Raw genomic sequence first — 18,729 nt, forward strand, 5'->3', positions numbered from 1 at the left:
TTACGATAATTTCTACAACTCTTTGGCATTTTAATGATACCGGTCTCAGATGAATGCCCTAACCATATGGCTTGAGTCCTTGGCGATGGACTCAGAATGAGGCTTGATGGCTGGAAAGAGTATCTTATGACGTAAAAAGAAAAGGGCTTGTAGTGGAACCAACGTCCCATACAAGCCCTTTGTTGTATTCTTCTAAAGACCACGTATATCTGTGTTCAGAAAGAAGATAAGTAAACTTCAGTTTATTCTTTTTTGGTAGTTACAGTGCCAATAGGTTCCAGTAAGACCTCCATTTGTGTAATATTCAGTCCTGAATTTTCTCCACTTTTCGCAAGCTCATTGATATCTACACCGGCCGTGCCCTTTGGAAGCTCATACGACTCCCCTACTGAGGCCGAACCATATCCCAGATCTCTCATGGAACCAGCAGTAATACGGCTCAATGGATTCTCTACCAAATTCAAAAAGCCGGTCATCAATTCGTTTTTTAAAACAGATTCACGCCAGTGGCCTCCCGCAGTTCCCGGACCACCAATATTTTCAATGGGCAATTCGTTTGTTCCGCCTTCGGCATTCCAAAAAACGTTCGCTTTACTACCTGTAAAATAGGGGTTAGGGGTGGGCCCCGCTCTTAGTGTTCTATCGGCAATGTTCCAAAGGGTACCAACTCCCAAAACATGACCCATTTCGTGGACGATCACATCCTCAAAAAGATTCAAGCTATCCAAAAATTCCAAATCGGCCACATCAAAAAACATTACACCGCTCAATGTCCAGAAATCACTGGTGCGGACAAATCTAGTGCCGGGTACTAACTGGTAAACTTTTTCAGAGATACATGTCTTATAAAACACCCCAAAAAGAGGTAATTGCAATCATGCTATGAACAAAGTGCATGTAACTAGGTGAGTTATGAGACTTCTTATGAACCATATAACGAAATGATATTTCATCGTATTATTTCTATATTTATGATCTAAAATCTATTTTACCTTTAATAATTCCTTAAATTAGATTTCATATCCTCTTTTTATGTATGTCTTTGCCTCTATTCTGATAGAATTACTTTTGATCACGTCATGCATACTGATCCTGTTTAATCTAAGGGATAAATTGGGCCTCGCCCCACTTTATATTCTTTTGGGTTGTTTCCAGTACTTTCAGGTCAATTTGGAAAAGCTGATCAGTTTCAACTTTTTGGGTAAGTTCCCCATCTATCCCGGCTCCGTAATTTTGTTCAGTGCCCTTTTATTTGCTTTATTGCTAATATATATCAAGGAGGGTGTTCAAAGTGCAAGGACCCTGATCATAGGCATACTCATCTCAAATTTTTTCTTGGCCGGATTGTTCGAGGTTACCGCTGCCCAGGATTATTTTATCAGACAACTATACACCGTTGAATTGGATCCCACCACAATATTCAATATAAATTACAAGTATTTTATTATTGGGACAATCATCCTGTTATTTGATTTTATTTTACTGGCCGTCATCTACCAATTTCTGATTTCCAAAATCAAGAAACCTTTTTTGTTTTTTATTTTATTCCTGTCCCTTTGGTCCGTTCTGATCTTTGACGCCCTGGCATTCAATATCGGGGTATTCTATAGTTCACCAACCTTTACATCCTCATTGATAGGACATGTTATAGGGAAAACCGTAGTTGCCTTTTTGTTTGCCGCCATTCTTCATATCTACCTGACCTATATAGACAAAGAAAAGGTCAGCAGTTCCTTTATTGTCAATCAGCAGCGGGACATACTCTCAATTTTGAAGTATAGAAAAAAGTACATGGATCTTAAGATCGAAAAGAAAAATGTAGAGGACAGGCTGCTCATTGAGAAAAAACAGATGGATATTGCATTAAAGGAAAGTGAAGCCTTTAACAATGGCATCCTTTCATCCCTAAGTGCACATATTGCCGTCATTGATAAATCAGGGGAAATTTTGGCCGTAAACAAGGCCTGGAACGAATTCTCCATAAATAATGGGGAGAGTAATTTGGCCAGAACTTCGGTTGGAAGCAATTATATAGAAATTTGTAAAAAGGCGATCTCTCAGGGCGACACCTTGTCTCTAGAGGTATTGGAAGGTTTCAGGGCCGTACTCCAAAAAGAGAAACCAAGTTTCAGTATTGAATATCCCTGTCATTCACCTTTGGAGAAACGATGGTTTACGCTCCACGTGGTGCCCTTTGGATCGGAATCTGATAAATTGGTCATTTCCCACATCAATGTGACCAAATTAAAAATTGCGGAAAAACAACTGGAAAATTCCAATCTACAATTGAAAGAGGCACAGCGGATGGCCAAAATAGGCAGTTGGGAATTCAACCCCTTCACCAAGGAGGTACACTTCTCGGATGAGATGTACAACATTTTGGAAATAGACAAAGATTCCAAGGAAAACTTATTCGATCTATACAGGTCCAAATGCCTGCCTGAAGACTATAATACTTTTAACGATCTTGTGGATAGATCCATAAAAAATGAAAAGGGCTATGCCATTGGGTACTATATCAAAGCCAATGCGAATAAGATCAAGTATATTCATGAAATAGGAGAAACAGTAAGGTCCGAGAATGGGCAGTATCTCAAATTAAAAGGAACCATACAGGACTTTACGGAGGACAAAAGGATCCATGAAGAGCTTTCCCAGAAAAATGAAGAGCTGTTAAAAGCCAATAAAGAATTGGACCGATTTGTATATAGTGCCTCCCATGATCTAAGAGCCCCGCTGACCTCTCTTATGGGTTTGATAGAAATAATGGATATGATTTTGCCAAAGGAGAACGAAGATTTAAAAGAGCCATTGTCCCTCATGTCCAAGACCATAGATAAGATGGATGTGTTTATCAGGAGCATTTTTGATTATTCCGTAAATTCTAGGAGGGAGATCTCCATTGAAAAGATTGATTTTGAAACATTGATCAGGTCCATTTGGGAAAGCCTGAAATTCATGAACATCAAATACAACCCTGAACCCATCATAGAAATATCGCAAGAAACAGAATTTTATTCGGATAAAAAACGACTTGAAATTATATTGGGGAATCTAGTTTCCAATGCCATCAAATACTATGATGAAAACAAAACAGAGCACTTTGTAAAGATATCGGTCACGGTAGACCATGAGAAGGCTGCTGTGGTCATAGAGGACAACGGAATAGGGATAGGAGAAGAGCACAAGGATAAAATTTTTGAGATGTTCTACAGGGCCACAAAAATGTCGACAGGATCGGGCATGGGTACCTATATCGTCAAAGAAACCTTGGATAAACTACAAGGAACCATTGAAATGGCGTCAGAATTGGAAAAAGGCACCAGATTTAGCATTACCATACCAAATTCAAAATAAAGCAGGAAGGCATGGCACTCAAGGAAATTTTATTGATCGATGACAATTATATAGACAACTATATCAATAAAAGGATTGTAACCTCAGAAAAAATTGCAGAACATATAACGGTAAAGCTCTCCCCGGTAGAGGCGTTGGAATATTTGGGTAGTAAGATGGACACGTTGCCAGAACTTATATTCTTGGATATCAAAATGCCCGAAATGGATGGTTTTGAATTTTTAAAAGAGTTATCAAAACTATGTCCACTTCCACATCAACAAGCAAAGTGTAACATTATCATGCTCAGCTCTTCCATCAACAGGAAGGATATTGACGCTGCCAAAAAAAATCCCCTTGTCAAGGATTTTCTGACTAAGCCCTTGGATCCTTTTAAGTTAAACGCCGTAATGAAATTACTGGTCTAAAGAGGAACATGTACATTGAATGCCAAATTTTCATTGTAAAAATACCTCGCACTACCCTACTACTTGCCTTTCCGTGGCAAAGGGCTGGTGATAGTAACGCTGGCCAGTAGCCTTGAACATAGCATTTGCCAAAGCACCCATGGCCGGTGGCAATCCCGGTTCTCCCAGTCCTGTGGGGTCTATTTGGTTTTCAACAAAGAACACCTCTATTTCTTTTGGTGCCTGTGAATGCCTGATCAATTGGTACTTGTCAAAATTCATTTGATTGGGGGCACCATTGTCAAATGTCAGCTGACTGTACATGGCATGGCCGATCCCGTCAATTACGCCACCTTCTATCATGTTTTTGGCCGCATCTTTGTTTACGACAATCCCGCAATCAACCGCACACCAAACCTTTTTGACAATTGGCTGGCCTTTGACCATTTCAATGTCCATGACTTCTGCCACATAGGTAGAATGACAAAAATATGCAGCTACTCCCCGGTGCACATTGGGATCTTTTGTCCCCCAATTGGCCTTTTCCTTGACCAATTTTAAGACTCCTGCATAGCGTTCTGCATCGTATTCATATGCTGCACCAACAGGATTTTTGATGGCCCTATCGAACAGTTCCAAACGGAAATCGATCGGATCTTTCCCTGCCAGTTCTGCCACTTCATCAAGAAATGACTGTTCTGCACCTGCCGTAAAATTGGATCTTGGGGCTCGCCAAGCGCCGGTGGTGACGTTGGTATCTCCTTTGATTTTTTCTGCGGAATAATTCTCAACCGCCCCGGCCGGAAAGCGATTTGGAAAAACAGGGCCCTCCGGCAATCCGGCACCCTTTACCGAAAAGGCAATAAGAATGTTGTTCTCATCCAATCCAGCTTTATAGGTAGATCTGTAGGTAGGCCTATAGGTCCCTTGGGACATATCGTCCTCACGGGAATAAATAAGTTTTACGGGGCCACCTATTTTTTTGGATATAGCCGCCGCTTCCACCCCAAAGTGTACATAGAGCCTTCTTCCGAAACCTCCCCCGATACGGGTCATTTGCACCGTGATGTTCTCTAGGGGCATATTCAGTAATTTGGAGACCGACCCTTCCAATGCTTCCGGTGTTTGTGTTGGCCCGATGAGTTCTGCCGAATCTTCCTTGACATGGGCAAAGAAGTTCATGGGTTCCAAGGTATTGTGTGCTATAAAGGGTGCGCTATAGGTACGTTCAATGACCTTACTGGCCTTTTTGAAGGCAGCCTCAGGATTCCCATCTTTTCTACTGTCTTCCACTTCGCCCGATTGAAGTGCCTTTTCCAACCGCTGCAAATGGGTGCTGGAACTTTCCAATTCCCCAACGGTTTCCCAGTTGGCCTTAAGTGCCTTTTTTGCCTGCATTAACTGCCAGGTAGATTCACCTACGATAGCAATGAGTTGCTTAAAGCCCTGTTCATCGAACATGGCAGGTTCGTCAATAGTGGTATCTATGATAAATGCATCTTTTACCCCAGGCATACCTTTGATCTCCGCTTCATTGAAATCCTTCACTTTCATACCGAAGGCCGGCGGGTGTTGGATCATCGCCAATTGCATGCCATCCCTATGGAAATCCAGACCGAACAGTGGTTCCCCTGTAATTATTTTCTTCCCGTCGACATTCTTGATGCTTGTTCCTATCAATTTAAAATCATTGACATCTTTAAGTTCAACTTCCTCGGGGATTTCAATGCCTACAGCCTTAGAGGCCACTTCTCCATAGGACAGTGTCCTTTCGCCGTTATTTTCTTTGATGACGCCTTCCTTGGCCGTTAGATCGGAAGCTTTTAGTCCCCATTCTTTGGCGGCAGCTTCCAATAACATAGCCTTACCTGTTGCTCCTGCCATCCGTAGCGCGTTCCAGCTCAACCGAATGGATAGACTGCCCCCTGCAAATTGGTTTTGGTACCATCCAGTATTGAGCGGGGCTTGTTCTACGATGACATTTTCCCATGGCACATCCAGTTCCTCTGCGACGATCATGGGCATTGAAGTTCTTACGTTCTGACCAATTTCCGGATTTGGTGAATAGATAGTGACCAATCCATTATCCCCTATTTTGATATACCCATTGATTTCGAACCATTCTTTTGGCAACTCCAGTCCGGTCTTTAATTCCGGGGCATTGGGCTTGCAGGCATTGAGCCAGCTAAAGCCTATGAGCATCCCGCCCCCGGCAGCAGCGGAAACTTTGATGAATGAACGACGATTATATTGCGTTTTGATATGTGTCATGATATTTCTTTTTAGATAAGCTGGCGTTTTAAGCGTTTTCAGAATTGGCAGCGGATTTGATGGCCTTTTTGATGCGCGTATAGGTGCCGCAACGACAAATATTACCGTTCATGGCACTATCTATTTCCGCATCGGTCGGATTGGGATTGCTTTTCAGAAAAGCACTGGCGTTCATGATCTGTCCCGCCTGACAATACCCACATTGATATACATCTATTTCCAACCAAGCCTTTTGTATGGGGTGGTCTCCGTTTTCGGACAGCCCCTCAATGGTCGTGATTTTCTGGTCCCCAACGGAAGATACGGGTAATTGGCATGAACGTACCGCAGTGTCCCCAAGGTGTATGGTGCAGGCGCCGCACTGTGCGATGCCACAACCGTATTTTGTGCCCACCAATTTGAGATGGTCCCGCAGTACCCAGAGCATTGGGGTGGTAGGATCTACGTCTAATTGCTGGGTCTTTCCGTTGATATTCAGATTGAAGTTTGCCATGATTTTTTATATAAGTAAATGTCGCAGATTAAATTACAAAATTTATCAATGCCAAGATAATATTAATGCAATCAATTGATCCTTAATTTTTTAGAATAAATCCGTTCCCTTTTTTGAATGGTTTTTAATCATTAAAAAAGCCATGATGAATATTGTCATGGCCTTTTTAGAGTATGTATAATGTTCAAAAGATATTTCGCCTATTTGTACAGTAAAATGGGGATATCCAAACGGTGGACCATTTCCTTTACGGGCTGTAATTCCAAATTATTGTTCTTTGGTATACAAAATAACTGGGTATTGGTGCGAACAACATAGGATGTAAGTGCCTCTATGGCATTTGTCCCATCTTGTGGAAAAATAAAAGAGGAATTATTTTCCTGATCTCTTTGACCGGTTGAATGCTCTGGCATTTTATTACGGATCCCAAAATATTTGATAGATCTATTTGATTCCTGTAAATGGTCTATAATTTTAAATTCACTTTTTTCCAGGGTTTCACCATAAAAGCCGAGATATAGATCAGAAAACGAATGTAACTCATGATGACTACCACTGATCAAAACGTTTGTATCCAATTGATCTACGACAAATTGCGTTAATTTATCACCAATGAAGTCCAACATTTTGGCCTTACGTCTACCCAGAATTACGAGATCCGGGTCGGTGTCCTTTACTTTCTTTAAAATAGAATCTTTAATATTTCCCCAATCCATGGTAAAATTGATTTCAACCCCTTCCTCCTCGGCAATGGGCGCAATTATTTTCTGTGCTTTAGCATTGGATTGTTTGAGACTTTGAGTAAGTCTTCGTTTAAAAGTAAGCTGATTTTCTTCTTCCGCAGTTCGTCTTAAAGGCTCCACATAATGGGCCTGTATGTTTCCGTTGACCGATTTTACCAACTTAGCGGCATTTTTAAGGGCGATGATTGAGGTTTCAGAAAAATCAATAAAAACCAAGATGCTGTAGTTCGTAGGGGTTGAATTCATATCTATTCCAGTTTAAGTTAGTGCTAAGTAATTGAAAAGGGTATTTGGAAATCCTAATTACTTAAAGAATGTATCAGTATACAATAAATTATGTTTAAATATAGCACAAAAAAGCTAAACAAATTGAAGTTTAACGAATGCTTAAGAAAAAAAATGAATAGAATAAGGCCCTGATGAATTATTGATGGAAACTGAAGTGAATTGTTGATGTTTAAATATTCCCTTTAAAATCAAATGGACCATGACTAATATCGCCATGGCCATTTAAATTTTTCACTATAGTATTTACAATAATTGACTATTCAGGAGAAACCATGGTGACCTTAGATACCGAGAAGTTTCCAACTGGATCTTTAGAAACCACTTCAATGGTGTAGATTGTTTTTGGCTCAAAGGCCACAGGATCAATGGATGTGATTTCCAAGCCGGCATATTCCACTACTAAGGTATCTTCTTCCATCACGGTAACATCGTAGGTCAATGGTTCTCCATCTTCGTCGCGGCCCACCCAAGAAATGTTCAACTTGGAGGTGTTATTATTAAATGAGGTTGTAATCACGGCAGCGTAGGGCACATAATTTCCCACCGGTTCACCAGGGGTGGTGAAGGAATAGCTGTTGCTTGCCTTTTCCCCTTCTTTATTTTTTGCTGTGACGCTCCATGTATAACTTTTACCTTTGTCCAATACCAATTTTGACTCCAAAGCATTGGAGCTCTGCATGATTACTTCGGTTTGGGATTCAAAAACCCGAAGCACATAGGTTTCTGCAAATTCAGAGGAAGACCATTTAAAAAGAACGGAGACCTTTAAGGGTTCCCCTGCTACTTCTTCAAAAGCGGTACAGGGTTCCCCATTAGCCGGTAATGTTAGGGAAATACTGCCCGGTACATTGGCAATAGGTTTTTCCGTAGGTTCGGCCTCAGAACCCTTGCTACATGAGAGCAAAAGGACAACTAGGAGTATTACGGCTGTAAAATTTTTAACTACTATATTTTTCATTTTTTGATAATCTTAAATGTTGTTGTTTTTCCCTGTTTGGTCACTTTAATGGAATACAAACCTGCTTCGTTAGAACTTAGATCCACGGATTTATCGTTGCCCTTCAGTATATTCTTTTTGAAGAGCATCCTTCCCGAAAGGTCGTAGACGGCCACCTCTATTTTTTCATATGCCCCGTCTACAAATACCTTTTCAGAAGTAAGGGTTGGGTAAACATATAGTTCTTGGTCCATAAAGAAGGAATCGGACACTTTTCCCTGGCAATCGCTGTCACCGGAGATGACGACCGAATTGGAGCCTTTGAGGTCACGGATTACCAGTTCATGGGTCCCTGTGTCTGGGTAGGAATACTTTCTTAACTCACCATTGACCTCTACACTGTATAGTTTGCTTCCAGAAACCAGATAGGTCACGGTTTTATTCTTGGTGTCGATTACCTGTCTCTTACCTGAAACATCATCGATCTCGTTGATGCTTATACCGTAGTTCTGTTCATAATTGGCATTTGGGATGGAAACGGTCACCGTATAACTACCAGCGGATAAATTTGGTATGCTGAAATTGGAATCTGATGTTACACCCATGAATTCTTCCTTCAAATTATCGCCGGCTATACTGATGTCCAGTGAATACCCAAGTAGGTTACTGGATATCTCAATACTACCGTTGGCAACACCTGGACAAGAAGGTGTCTTGGTATAAACACTAATGGCCTCAACGGAAATAATTTCACAGCCATTTTCATTGATAGGTACTCCTATGTTTGTATTTAAGCAGCTATCCAAATGATCAAAAACTCCATCCACATCATTGTCTTCATTACACAAAGGCACTTCTCCTCCATCTTGAATGTTCCATCCAAAGGTGTCTATGATGAACTGTCTCGCTTCACCGCCCTCGCAAAATTTACTGTTTCCAGCATTGAAAGTAACACCTATCAATAATGCAGGCAATTGGCTCCAGCCAATGAGTGTGCTATTGTATTTATCTATGGACAGGGCAATACCGTCGAACATTAGACTCATGTTCCTCACTTTTTGAACGTCCCAATTCCCTAAACTTTGGTCAAAATCAGTAGCCTCATTGAACATCCACATCATATTGGTCACATTGCTTACATTCCAATTGGAGATATCTTGATTGAAGGAAGAAGCTCTTTGGAACATACCTCCCATGTCCGTTATATTTCCAACATCCCACGTGCTAATATCCTGATTAAAACCTATGGCGGTATTGAACATATTGAGCATGTTCTGTACATTGGAAGTATCCCACGTTGAAATATCCTGGTTAAATAGTTCTGTATTTTGGAACATAGATGACATGGAGGTAACGCTACTAACATCCCAGGCTGATATATCTTGGTTGAATACCTTGTTTCCATTGAACATACCACCCATGTTCTGGACATTGCTCACATTCCAATTGCCTAAAGGTTGATTAAAATTGGATACTGCGAACATCCCTGTCATATCGTTTACCATCCCAACATCCCAATTTTCAATTTTCTGATTAAAGGAGGTAGCACCGGTAAATAATGAAGACATATCCAATACATTGCTGACATCCCAATACGTTAGATCTTGATTGAATTTCTCGGCATAACCAAACATGCTGTTGATATACCGAACGTTGGACATGTCCCAGTAATTAAAATTCGAATTTCCTACCAAAGACCTACACGAAAAGAACATGCTTTGGGTAGCATTGATCTGGGACAGGTCGGGCACATCAAGGGCTAAAACATCCACATTACTACAACCTGAGAAGGAAGAATTGAAGTTTTTCCATTTAATATCGCCCCATTGGTTGATCTGAATCAATTTTTCAGCATCACCTCCATTACCAAAATAAATCCAAGGAAAATCCCCGGTGATGGAAACGGTATATGTTCCAGGAATAGCGTAGGTATGTGTGATATTACCAGCTATATTAGAGGTTGATGTTCCATCGCCCCAATCTACCTGATAGTTGTATGTTAGGTTACTGGCGGTGGGGATCGTTATTTGATCATCGGCAGATGTTCCTGGGTTATCGGTTTTCCAGGTAGTAATGAATGGTTTATCATTACAGTTTGTTATATCCTTGCCTTCATCCTTGATCGTCCAATTGGCCCTTATTTTTAATTTGCGCTTTGCCAATTCGGAATCGCAATACTTGCTAAAACCACCATCAAAAACTACATTTTGTTGCAGCACCGGGAGTTCCGCCCATGCATTCAACATACTATCGTAAAAATCGGTATTAAGTGCGTTATTGGCAAACATGTTGGTCATATCCTTGACTTGACCGACATTCCAAGCTCCCAAATCCTGATTGAAATCCATAGAACCTTCGAACATGGAAACCATAGAGGTTACCTTGGATACATCCCAGTTAGCAATATCCTGATTAAAACCAAGCGTATTCCTAAACATGGCCTCCATATTGGTTACCTTTCCTACATTCCAACCGGATAGGTCTTGATTAAAATTGATGGCACCGTCGAACATGCCGAACATTTCCGTGACATTGGATGTATCCCATACGCCAATGGGCTGATTAAAGGCATTGGCGAAATAAAACATTTGGGACATATTGGTGACCTTGCCAACATTCCAATTACTAATATCTGAATTGAAGTTAGTGGCCCTTAGAAACATTCCTGGCATTTGGGTTACCTGACCAACATCCCAGGAGGAAAGATCTTGATTGAATAAGGTGGCATCACTAAAAGTACTGCCCATTGAAGTTACCTTACTCACATCCCAATTGGAAATATCCTGATTAAAGGAAAAAGCGCCATCAAAAGTATGGTTTAAATTGGTGACCTTAGAAACATTCCAATTGCCTATTGGTTGATTGAATGATTCTGCTTGGCAGAACAAACACACCAAACTGGAAGCATTGGACATATCCCAGTTTCCAATTTCTTGGTTGAACAAGGTGGCACCCCTGAACATAGAACTAAAGTCGCTCACATTACTAACATCCCAATTTGAGAAAGCTGAATTGCCTACTAAAGAAGGGCATAAATAAAACATGCCAAAAGTGGACTTAACATTGGATAGATCTGGAGTATCCGTGGCAATAACATCTAGGTTTGAGCAACCTTGAAAAGCAAATTCCATAGAACTCCATTGAATATTACCCCATTGGTTAATGGCAAGGATTTTTTCCCTGTCATTGGAAACGGAATTTAACCCATCAAAATCAAAATATATTCTTGGAAAATCTCCAGTAATGGCTATTTGGTATGTTCCGGAAGTGGTATATGTATGTGATATATCTCCTTTGACGTCTGAATCTATAGACCCATCACCCCAATCTACGTCGTAATTATAAACTTCGCCAGGAAAAGTAGGAATAATGATTTGGTTGTCGTTGGAAACCCCTGTATTATCTGTCTTCCAGGTGGTAATGAATTCGGTTTGTGCACTTACCATGAATACACTTAAACCGAGTAGCATGGAGAGATATTTTTTTTTCATACATTTTTTTAATCAGAAACGTAAACATATAGAATTTAGTCTTTAAAAAAATAATATTTTCTATAATTTCGATAAAGGGTTGATTTGGAATTCTGTCCTTGTAACATCCAAACTGCAGAAGTTGGACTTATGGGAAGGTTAGTATTTGAAGAATCTTGATGGGATTGCCTTTAAAGGGTATACTTTTCAGGTTTGTCAGTTGCCTATAGCAGAAAGCCTTGTGAAAATTAACGGAAAATTACAAGTAGAATTGCCTTTTGCAGAACAAGGCAAGAAATAGGAAGCTCATCATTGGAAAAATATGATGAGGTAAATTTTGATCAGGTACGGCATGAACTCCCCTTCATATCCCACTAACTTTTTAATAGAGCAGGATAGCTTACCCTGGTTTAGTATTGCTCATTGCCAATAGGCATTACTTCTCCCTTATAACGGATCGTAAACCGTGCCGTACTGTTAACGTTGATGTTGCTGGATAAATCTGGATTTAAAGTGATATGCACCCTAAATCCTTCAGTCTTATTATTAATGTTGAAGCTGATTTCTTTGCTGTTGGACCCTGTATTGTCCACAACCTTGTAGTTTTCTGGAACTCCCTTAAATTGGATGGCATTGGTGTTGCTGGCATATCCAGCACCCATTTGTCGCTCTCCAAAATATGGAAGAAATGCAGATACGGTATCACCTTCCACCTTCAGATAATTAGAATTTCCGAACAGGTTTATCTGATTTCCCGCACTACCCACGGGCAATAATCCGGCATTGGAAATACTGTTCATACTGCGGGTCATCAATGGCATTGCCCAATTGGACTCGATCTTGAAGGATCTGGATGCCACCAAGTCCTGAAGATATTTCAGTTCTCCCTGGGACGAGGTCGTTTTGGAGGAAGTACCACAGCCCAGCATTGCTCCAACGATGAAAATGATTGAAATTTTAAAAATTAAATTCATGATGCTTTTTTTCCATGCGTCCTTATGAAGTTAATAACTTTTTGGTTTGGTAGGTTTTAAAGTTTTTATAAAGTTTTCTTGGGACACAGCTATGATCGAGTTTATAATTTTCGGATAACCTTCATAAATGCCCCTATTCGTTCACGGTCCAATTCATTTTGCCAGTATCCATTTTTTTTAAAATAGGAACCAATGATCATACCATCACATAGTGGAAAATACTCGCTCACATTGTCTTTGGTTATGCCCGAACCGATAAAAATGGGAAGCTCCAGATTTTTGAGGGATTTCAATTCAGCTATGGAAACCGGCTGTCCGGTATGGCTGCCAGTGATGATCAATCCGTCACTCATAAAAAAATGTGCTGCTTTGGCAGTGTCCAAAAGGGAAACATCTTGCGTGATGGCATGGGAACTGTGTTTTTTCTTAATATCGGTGAAAACGGCGATTTCCTGTGCTGCTATTTTTTTTCTGTAGCGCTGGAGTTCCCCTGCTTGCGACTCAATGATTCCTTCATCGGCCACATGGGCAAATACAAAACCTTCGGCACGGATAAAATCCAGTCCTGCCGAATTTGCTGCGGCTAGGGCTTCCATATTGGCACCGGCCAAAAGCTGAATGCCCACAGGAAGCTTTGTCCGTTGTTTGACCAGATAGCCTATCAGGGTCATTAGGGAACTTATTTCAGGCCCCACGGTCCCTTTGAGATACGGAACATCGTGCATGTTTTCGATCATAATGGCATCAATGCCTGCATCTCTATAAACATCCGCTTCCTCTAGTGCAGCAGTGATAATTTCGGAGGGTGCCAGGATATTTTTTGGAGTTCCGGGCAAGGCCTTGACATGGATCATCCCAATAATTGGCTTTGTTCCCTTAAAAACTGACTTAAATTTTTCCATAAAACCTCCTTATTTCCTTTAAAATTACGTAAATTTAAGAAGGTATTTATCTAATTATCAGAAAGATGTCCAATTCACCCAAAGTTACGGTCATTGGTGCTTCCAACGTTGATTTAATAGGTCTTGCCAAGGAAAAATTGATTTTTGAAGATTCCAATATTGGTACGATTGATACGATTCTCGGAGGTGTAGGGCGCAATATTGCTGAAAACTTAAAACATTTGGGTTTTGATGTCGATTTTCTGAGTGTTTTCGCTGATGATGAATTTGCCCATACACTAAAAAAATCCTGTAAGGATTTCGGTATATCGATTGAACACAGTCTGACGGTCAAAGAAAGCAAAACCTCCCTTTATGTGGCCATTATGGACCATTACCGCGATCTGGCGTTGGCTTTGTCTGCCATGGATATCTACGATGATATTCCCGATAGCTTTATTCTGGACAACCTTGATGTCATTGCTGAAAACGAATTCTGTGTGCTGGAGACCAATCTGCCCGTAGCCACCTTGGAACTGGTCACGGAAAAACTTCCTAACACCAAATTTGCCCTTGAGGCCGTATCTGCCAAAAAAGCCTTAAAAGCCTTATCCGTGATCGATAGGTTGCATATTTTGAAATGTAATTACAAGGAGGCAGAATTGTTGAGTGATATGACCGTACAATACGAAAGTGATTTTGAAAAGATCATTGCCCATTTTTTGGGGATGGGTGTAGAAAAAGTATTTATTACCCTAGGTAAGGATGGGGTTGCTTACGGAGATAAGAACGAGATTTTTATCAATAAGAACAATATCCTGACCCCAGTCAATACGAACGGCGCCGGAGATGCCTTTATGGCTGGACTCATCTATGGGGAGACCAAGGGATTGGATCTTTACGATACGGTAAATTTTGCCACTGGCTGCGCCCAAATTACCATCCAACATAAAAACGCCGTCCATCCTGATATTTGTGAACAAATGGTTTTAAAGACCATGATGCAATGATCAACCCGCTTCTCGATATCAGTACTGAAGTGAAACACGCCCTCACCAAGGGGTTGCCCATTGTTGCGTTGGAATCAACTATCATTTCACACGGCATGCCCTTTCCACAAAATTTGGAAACTGCCCAACATGAGGAAGGGATTTTAAAGGAAAATGGGGTCGTGGCCGCAACTACCGCCGTATTGGATGGTAAGATCAAGGTGGGGCTGTCCGAAAAGGAACTCCTACACCTTGCCCATTCAGGACCTAAAATTGTAAAAGCCAGCCGCAGGGATATTCCCTATCTTTTGTCCAATAAGAAGGATGGTGCCACGACTGTGGCATCTACGATGATAGCTGCCCAAATGGCTGGCATCCCTATTATGGCCACAGGGGGAATTGGCGGTGTGCATAGAGGGGCCATGGAAAGCTTTGATATTTCTGCTGATCTGCAGGAGTTGGCCAAGACAAATGTGGCCGTAGTTTGTGCCGGTATCAAATCAGTGTTGGACATAGGCTTGACCCTCGAATACCTTGAAACCTTTGGGGTGCCTGTAATTGGATATAAAACTTCAGAACTTCCTGCATTCTACACCCAAAAAAGTGGATTTAATGTAAGTTATAAGATGGAAAGTGCCCAAGAGATTGCCCAGATGCTCAAAATTAAGTGGGGAATTCCCCTTCAAGGAGGTGTATTGGTCACCAATCCCATACCCAAGGCAAAGGAACTTGATTTTGAAATAATGCACAAAGCCATTGAACAGGCCCTTAGTGAGGAGAAAAAACTAGGAATCACGGGTAAGGAAAGTACGCCATTTCTTCTGGGCAAGGTAAAGGATTTAACTAGCGGCTATAGCCTTAAGGCCAATATTGAACTGGTCTATAACAACGTTCGTTTGGCAGCCAAAATTGCCAAGGAATACGTAAGGTAAGGAGTAACCGTTCCGAACATGGGATATAAAAAATAAAAATGCATCTTTGAACCTTAATACCATGGATCACCCAGGAGCCTGCCAATGCCAAAAAAAGAACACATACATTTTAAAATCTATAAACCTTTCGGAATGCTCAGTCAGATGGGTTCCAATGATCCCAAAGAGTCTCGCAGCAAACGATTTTTGGGAGACCTCCATGATTTTCCGGAAGGCATTATGCCCATAGGACGGTTGGATGAAAAATCTGAAGGGCTGTTGATCATGACCACCGATGGGAAACTTAGTGATACGATCAACCGGTTGGGCATGGAGAAAGAATATTATGCCCAATTGGATGGGGAGATAACCGATGTGGCCATCCAAAATCTGGAAGCAGGTGTGGAAATAGGTTTCGCCGGTAAAAGATATAGGACCAAACCATGCCAAGTTAGAAAAATAATAGCCCCTACCCTACTTCCCGAACCAGATCCCAAACTCCGGGTTGGAAGGCATAGGTCCAATTCCTGGATCAGTATCATACTGACCGAGGGCAAGTTCCGTCAGGTTCGGAAAATGACGGCAGCTGTTGGTTTTCCCACCTTGCGATTGGTACGAGTGAGGATTGGAACCACAACTTTGGACCAGATGAACCTGGGGGATGTTATTGAAATACCATTATAAATACAAACTGAAGCTCAGGCAGTTCAAAAGCATCTACGCTATTTCTTTTTGCTGTCGTAGTTCTTGAAAAATACGGTCTCGTATTGGTTGTCATGTTTCATTTGTTTCACGGTTGCCGTTAAAGGTAGTTCTATTCCTGGGTCCAGTACCGTATACTGTGCCATGCCGATAACAGGTTTTCCTCCTGCATCAAAATAGACTGGAGTTGAATTTTGGATCACATGGACATATTCTCCTGACCCATTTTTAATTCGGTAATTGTAGGTGTAGCACAAATGTTTTCGTTCATCCAATGGGATTTCCTTTAGGGTATACGCCATTAAATCCTTAAGTGCCTTTAAATAACACTTCAGATCCGTTGGATGCATAATGCTCCAAAAATAGTTCATCCCCTGGGTCTTCATTTCCTGGGGTGCTCTCCCTGTACATACCTCAAAATTCTTACTGACATAGTCGAAAGACAAAGAAGTGGTATTTATCAAAGTAAAAAAGGTGGTGTTGTAAGGTAGGTAAGCATCCATTTCAACAATTTTCTTGATATGGTGCTCTAAACTGACACTGCCATTTGATTCAAAGATGGAGGTATAAGTATCTTTAAATTTTTTTGAAGGCATAAGGTAGTTTTGGTTGGTTCTTACAAAGTACGTAAGAATAAAATCTATAAACAATAAGATTATCGCAATTCTACGAAGGATAATCATTTAATTATAAATATTATAAGGGTCTTTTTAGTTTTTTTCGTCCCTAGTGAAGGGAACAAATCTTACAGCAAGTAAATTCTTTGTAACGATTCGGTCATTCTTTTTAACTACCAACTGCAACTGACGGACGCCCCCTGCAGGTCCAATGGGTATGACCATCTTGCCACCATTTTTTAATTGATCGATCAAAGGCTGTGGAATGGTATCTGCACCGGCGGTGACCATAATGGCGTCAAAAGGCGCCTTTGATGGCCAGCCGTGATAACCATCTCCCGCTTTGACATTGATGTTGGAATAGCCTAAATCTGCGAGTTTCTTACCTGCGGAGCTGGCCAATGCCCTTACAATTTCTATGGTATGGACAGAATCCACAATTTTGGACAGTACTGCCGCCTGATATCCTGAACCCGTTCCAATCTCCAGTACATTGTGAGAGGATCTCAAACCTAGGGTCTGGGTCATAAAAGCTACCAGATAGGGTTGGGAAATGGTCTGGCCATGTCCAATGGGGAGTGCCCTGTCCATATATGCAAATTGTTTTAGGTGCTCTGGGACAAATTCCTGTCTTGGAACATTCAACATGGCATAAAGCGTTGCCGGGTCAGTAATGCCCCTGCCCTGGAGTTGTGTTTTTACCATTTCTTCCCTAGCGGCCCAATAATTGTCCTGATTGCTTTTGTAATTGGAGAAAAGCAACAGTAAACTTGAAAGTATCATGGTAATTTTTCCCACGCGTTATATTTAAAGGTCCTACCAAAATCTGGATGGTTTTAAATTACAACAATATATAGGCACGCAAAATGATATAAAACATGCAATGCTCGGCAACATTGATTTTTTATGCCATCGAGGCAAATGAACTATCAAATTGTTTCTGTCGTGGAATATTTCAGCATAGAGACTAATAGGCAAGATGGCCAGTGAAAACAACTATTTCATGGAATCGCTGAGCTCGGTAATGGGGGTTATATTCAATTTTCTGAATGCTACTTCGGCTCCTTCGGCCTGAACGGCAATCTTTCCACTGCTCACTGTGGCATGGTACCCGTAATTTGCCAGTTCTCCATTGACCCATACCTTGATTTGATGGTCGAGGCATTCAATTACCATGGTATTCCATTCTCCCAAAGGATTTTCCAAACCATCTTTCAAATTTTCAATGCGACGGTTTGTACCTTCCGTAATTCCCCATGATTCTTTGGGACCTCTGCGCTCAATCATATTTTCTGCGGTAATATCCTCAACAATTACCCAAAAATCACCTGCATTTTCATGTTCCATTTGTACCTCTATGGATTTTGGGAACATCCCATACAGTGCCCTGGGTGTGGAGGCATGAACCAAAATTCCACAATTTCCAGCCTCTCCCGTAAAGCGGTATTCTATATCAAGTCTGTAATTTTTGTATTCGGAATCGGTAATAAGATGGCCCCTTGGGGTACCCAGACTTATTAGATTCCCTCCGCTAACAACAAAGGGGTTTATGGTATTGGGCACCGTATCCATTTCAGGCACATCAACATGCCATCCGTCCAAATTTTGACCATTATAAAGAGGTACTGTTTCTGTGGAATTACAAGCAATAATAATCAAAGCTAAGGCTGAGAACAGTATGGCTTTTTTCATGGGTTTGGATATAAAGTA

General features: G+C 41.1%; 16 protein-coding genes. 5 read left to right on the plus strand and 11 right to left on the minus strand.

Translation table 11 applies throughout. The annotated features are described in order from the left end of the window. Positions 1-242: 242 nt before the first annotated feature. Entirely contained in the window at positions 243-854 is a 612-nt protein-coding gene (locus WAA86_RS03670) for a leishmanolysin-related zinc metalloendopeptidase (RefSeq protein WP_337299625.1), read from the minus strand. Positions 855-1,032: 178 nt separating this feature from the next. On the opposite strand from WAA86_RS03670, the gene WAA86_RS03675 reads away from it, so the two are divergent. Both WAA86_RS03675 and WAA86_RS03680 read left to right on the plus strand, forming a co-directional pair. After that, the gene (locus WAA86_RS03675) at positions 1,033-3,357 is read left to right on the plus strand and encodes a PAS domain-containing sensor histidine kinase (RefSeq protein ID WP_337299626.1); all 2,325 of its coding nucleotides are present in this window, start codon (positions 1,033-1,035) and stop codon (positions 3,355-3,357) included. 11 nt (positions 3,358-3,368) lie between these two features. Next, positions 3,369-3,764, plus strand: a complete 396-nt coding sequence (locus WAA86_RS03680; protein ID WP_337299627.1) for a response regulator — start codon at positions 3,369-3,371, stop codon at positions 3,762-3,764. 51 nt (positions 3,765-3,815) lie between these two features. On the opposite strand, the gene WAA86_RS03685 is transcribed toward WAA86_RS03680, so the two are convergent. The 7 genes from WAA86_RS03685 to WAA86_RS03715 form a co-directional block, all read right to left on the minus strand. Then, positions 3,816-6,014 (minus strand): xanthine dehydrogenase family protein molybdopterin-binding subunit, encoded by a 2,199-nt coding sequence (locus WAA86_RS03685; RefSeq protein ID WP_337299628.1) that lies wholly within the window; start codon positions 6,012-6,014, stop codon positions 3,816-3,818. A gap of 28 nt (positions 6,015-6,042) precedes the next feature. Further along, the gene (locus WAA86_RS03690) at positions 6,043-6,507 is read right to left on the minus strand and encodes a (2Fe-2S)-binding protein (RefSeq protein WP_337299629.1); all 465 of its coding nucleotides are present in this window, start codon (positions 6,505-6,507) and stop codon (positions 6,043-6,045) included. Between the two features lie 200 nt (positions 6,508-6,707). Next, complete coding sequence (locus WAA86_RS03695) at positions 6,708-7,496, minus strand: universal stress protein (RefSeq protein ID WP_337299630.1); 789 nt, start codon at positions 7,494-7,496, stop codon at positions 6,708-6,710. A gap of 298 nt (positions 7,497-7,794) precedes the next feature. Then, positions 7,795-8,496 (minus strand): hypothetical protein, encoded by a 702-nt coding sequence (locus tag WAA86_RS03700; protein ID WP_337299631.1) that lies wholly within the window; start codon positions 8,494-8,496, stop codon positions 7,795-7,797. Then, positions 8,493-11,966, minus strand: coding sequence for a BspA family leucine-rich repeat surface protein (locus WAA86_RS03705; RefSeq protein ID WP_337299632.1), 3,474 nt, complete (start codon positions 11,964-11,966; stop codon positions 8,493-8,495). The genes WAA86_RS03700 and WAA86_RS03705 overlap by 4 nt, the downstream gene beginning before the upstream one ends. 389 nt (positions 11,967-12,355) lie before the next feature. Then, complete coding sequence (locus tag WAA86_RS03710) at positions 12,356-12,919, minus strand: DUF4251 domain-containing protein (RefSeq protein WP_337299633.1); 564 nt, start codon at positions 12,917-12,919, stop codon at positions 12,356-12,358. A gap of 101 nt (positions 12,920-13,020) precedes the next feature. Then, positions 13,021-13,821, minus strand: coding sequence for a BtpA/SgcQ family protein (locus WAA86_RS03715; protein ID WP_337299634.1), 801 nt, complete (start codon positions 13,819-13,821; stop codon positions 13,021-13,023). A gap of 65 nt (positions 13,822-13,886) precedes the next feature. Between WAA86_RS03715 and WAA86_RS03720 the strand changes: the two genes are divergently transcribed. The 3 genes from WAA86_RS03720 (at position 13,887) to WAA86_RS03730 (ending at position 16,384) form a co-directional block, all read left to right on the plus strand. After that, complete coding sequence (locus WAA86_RS03720) at positions 13,887-14,810, plus strand: PfkB family carbohydrate kinase (protein WP_337299635.1); 924 nt, start codon at positions 13,887-13,889, stop codon at positions 14,808-14,810. Then, positions 14,807-15,721, plus strand: coding sequence for a pseudouridine-5'-phosphate glycosidase (locus WAA86_RS03725; protein WP_337299636.1), 915 nt, complete (start codon positions 14,807-14,809; stop codon positions 15,719-15,721). The genes WAA86_RS03720 and WAA86_RS03725 overlap by 4 nt, the downstream gene beginning before the upstream one ends. A gap of 84 nt (positions 15,722-15,805) precedes the next feature. Beyond that, positions 15,806-16,384, plus strand: coding sequence for a pseudouridine synthase (locus WAA86_RS03730; protein ID WP_337299637.1), 579 nt, complete (start codon positions 15,806-15,808; stop codon positions 16,382-16,384). A 38-nt stretch (positions 16,385-16,422) separates the two neighbouring features. On the opposite strand, the gene WAA86_RS03735 is transcribed toward WAA86_RS03730, so the two are convergent. The 3 genes from WAA86_RS03735 to WAA86_RS03745 all read right to left on the minus strand — a co-directional run bounded on the left by WAA86_RS03735 (position 16,423) and on the right by WAA86_RS03745 (position 18,711). Beyond that, positions 16,423-16,998, minus strand: coding sequence for a PAS domain-containing protein (locus WAA86_RS03735; RefSeq protein ID WP_337299638.1), 576 nt, complete (start codon positions 16,996-16,998; stop codon positions 16,423-16,425). A gap of 114 nt (positions 16,999-17,112) precedes the next feature. After that, positions 17,113-17,802 (minus strand): protein-L-isoaspartate(D-aspartate) O-methyltransferase, encoded by a 690-nt coding sequence (locus WAA86_RS03740; protein WP_337299639.1) that lies wholly within the window; start codon positions 17,800-17,802, stop codon positions 17,113-17,115. Positions 17,803-18,015: 213 nt separating this feature from the next. Then, a complete protein-coding gene (locus WAA86_RS03745; RefSeq protein ID WP_337299640.1) occupies positions 18,016-18,711 on the minus strand; it encodes a 3-keto-disaccharide hydrolase in 696 nt (231 codons plus the stop codon). Positions 18,712-18,729: the final 18 nt, after the last annotated feature.

The organism is Sediminicola sp. 1XM1-17 (assembly GCF_037203765.1).
Classification (GTDB): domain Bacteria; phylum Bacteroidota; class Bacteroidia; order Flavobacteriales; family Flavobacteriaceae; genus Sediminicola.

Coding starts and splice junctions, on each gene's coding strand:
- WAA86_RS03675 (WP_337299626.1), top strand. CDS start 1,033: ATGTATGTCTTTGCCTCTATTCTGATAGAATTACTTTTGATCACGTCA.
- WAA86_RS03680 (WP_337299627.1), top strand. CDS start 3,369: ATGGCACTCAAGGAAATTTTATTGATCGATGACAATTATATAGACAAC.
- WAA86_RS03685 (WP_337299628.1), bottom strand. CDS start 6,014: ATGACACATATCAAAACGCAATATAATCGTCGTTCATTCATCAAAGTT.
- WAA86_RS03690 (WP_337299629.1), bottom strand. CDS start 6,507: ATGGCAAACTTCAATCTGAATATCAACGGAAAGACCCAGCAATTAGAC.
- WAA86_RS03695 (WP_337299630.1), bottom strand. CDS start 7,496: ATGAATTCAACCCCTACGAACTACAGCATCTTGGTTTTTATTGATTTT.
- WAA86_RS03700 (WP_337299631.1), bottom strand. CDS start 8,496: ATGAAAAATATAGTAGTTAAAAATTTTACAGCCGTAATACTCCTAGTT.
- WAA86_RS03705 (WP_337299632.1), bottom strand. CDS start 11,966: ATGAAAAAAAAATATCTCTCCATGCTACTCGGTTTAAGTGTATTCATG.
- WAA86_RS03710 (WP_337299633.1), bottom strand. CDS start 12,919: ATGAATTTAATTTTTAAAATTTCAATCATTTTCATCGTTGGAGCAATG.
- WAA86_RS03715 (WP_337299634.1), bottom strand. CDS start 13,821: ATGGAAAAATTTAAGTCAGTTTTTAAGGGAACAAAGCCAATTATTGGG.
- WAA86_RS03720 (WP_337299635.1), top strand. CDS start 13,887: ATGTCCAATTCACCCAAAGTTACGGTCATTGGTGCTTCCAACGTTGAT.
- WAA86_RS03725 (WP_337299636.1), top strand. CDS start 14,807: ATGATCAACCCGCTTCTCGATATCAGTACTGAAGTGAAACACGCCCTC.
- WAA86_RS03730 (WP_337299637.1), top strand. CDS start 15,806: ATGCCAAAAAAAGAACACATACATTTTAAAATCTATAAACCTTTCGGA.
- WAA86_RS03735 (WP_337299638.1), bottom strand. CDS start 16,998: ATGCCTTCAAAAAAATTTAAAGATACTTATACCTCCATCTTTGAATCA.
- WAA86_RS03740 (WP_337299639.1), bottom strand. CDS start 17,802: ATGATACTTTCAAGTTTACTGTTGCTTTTCTCCAATTACAAAAGCAAT.
- WAA86_RS03745 (WP_337299640.1), bottom strand. CDS start 18,711: ATGAAAAAAGCCATACTGTTCTCAGCCTTAGCTTTGATTATTATTGCT.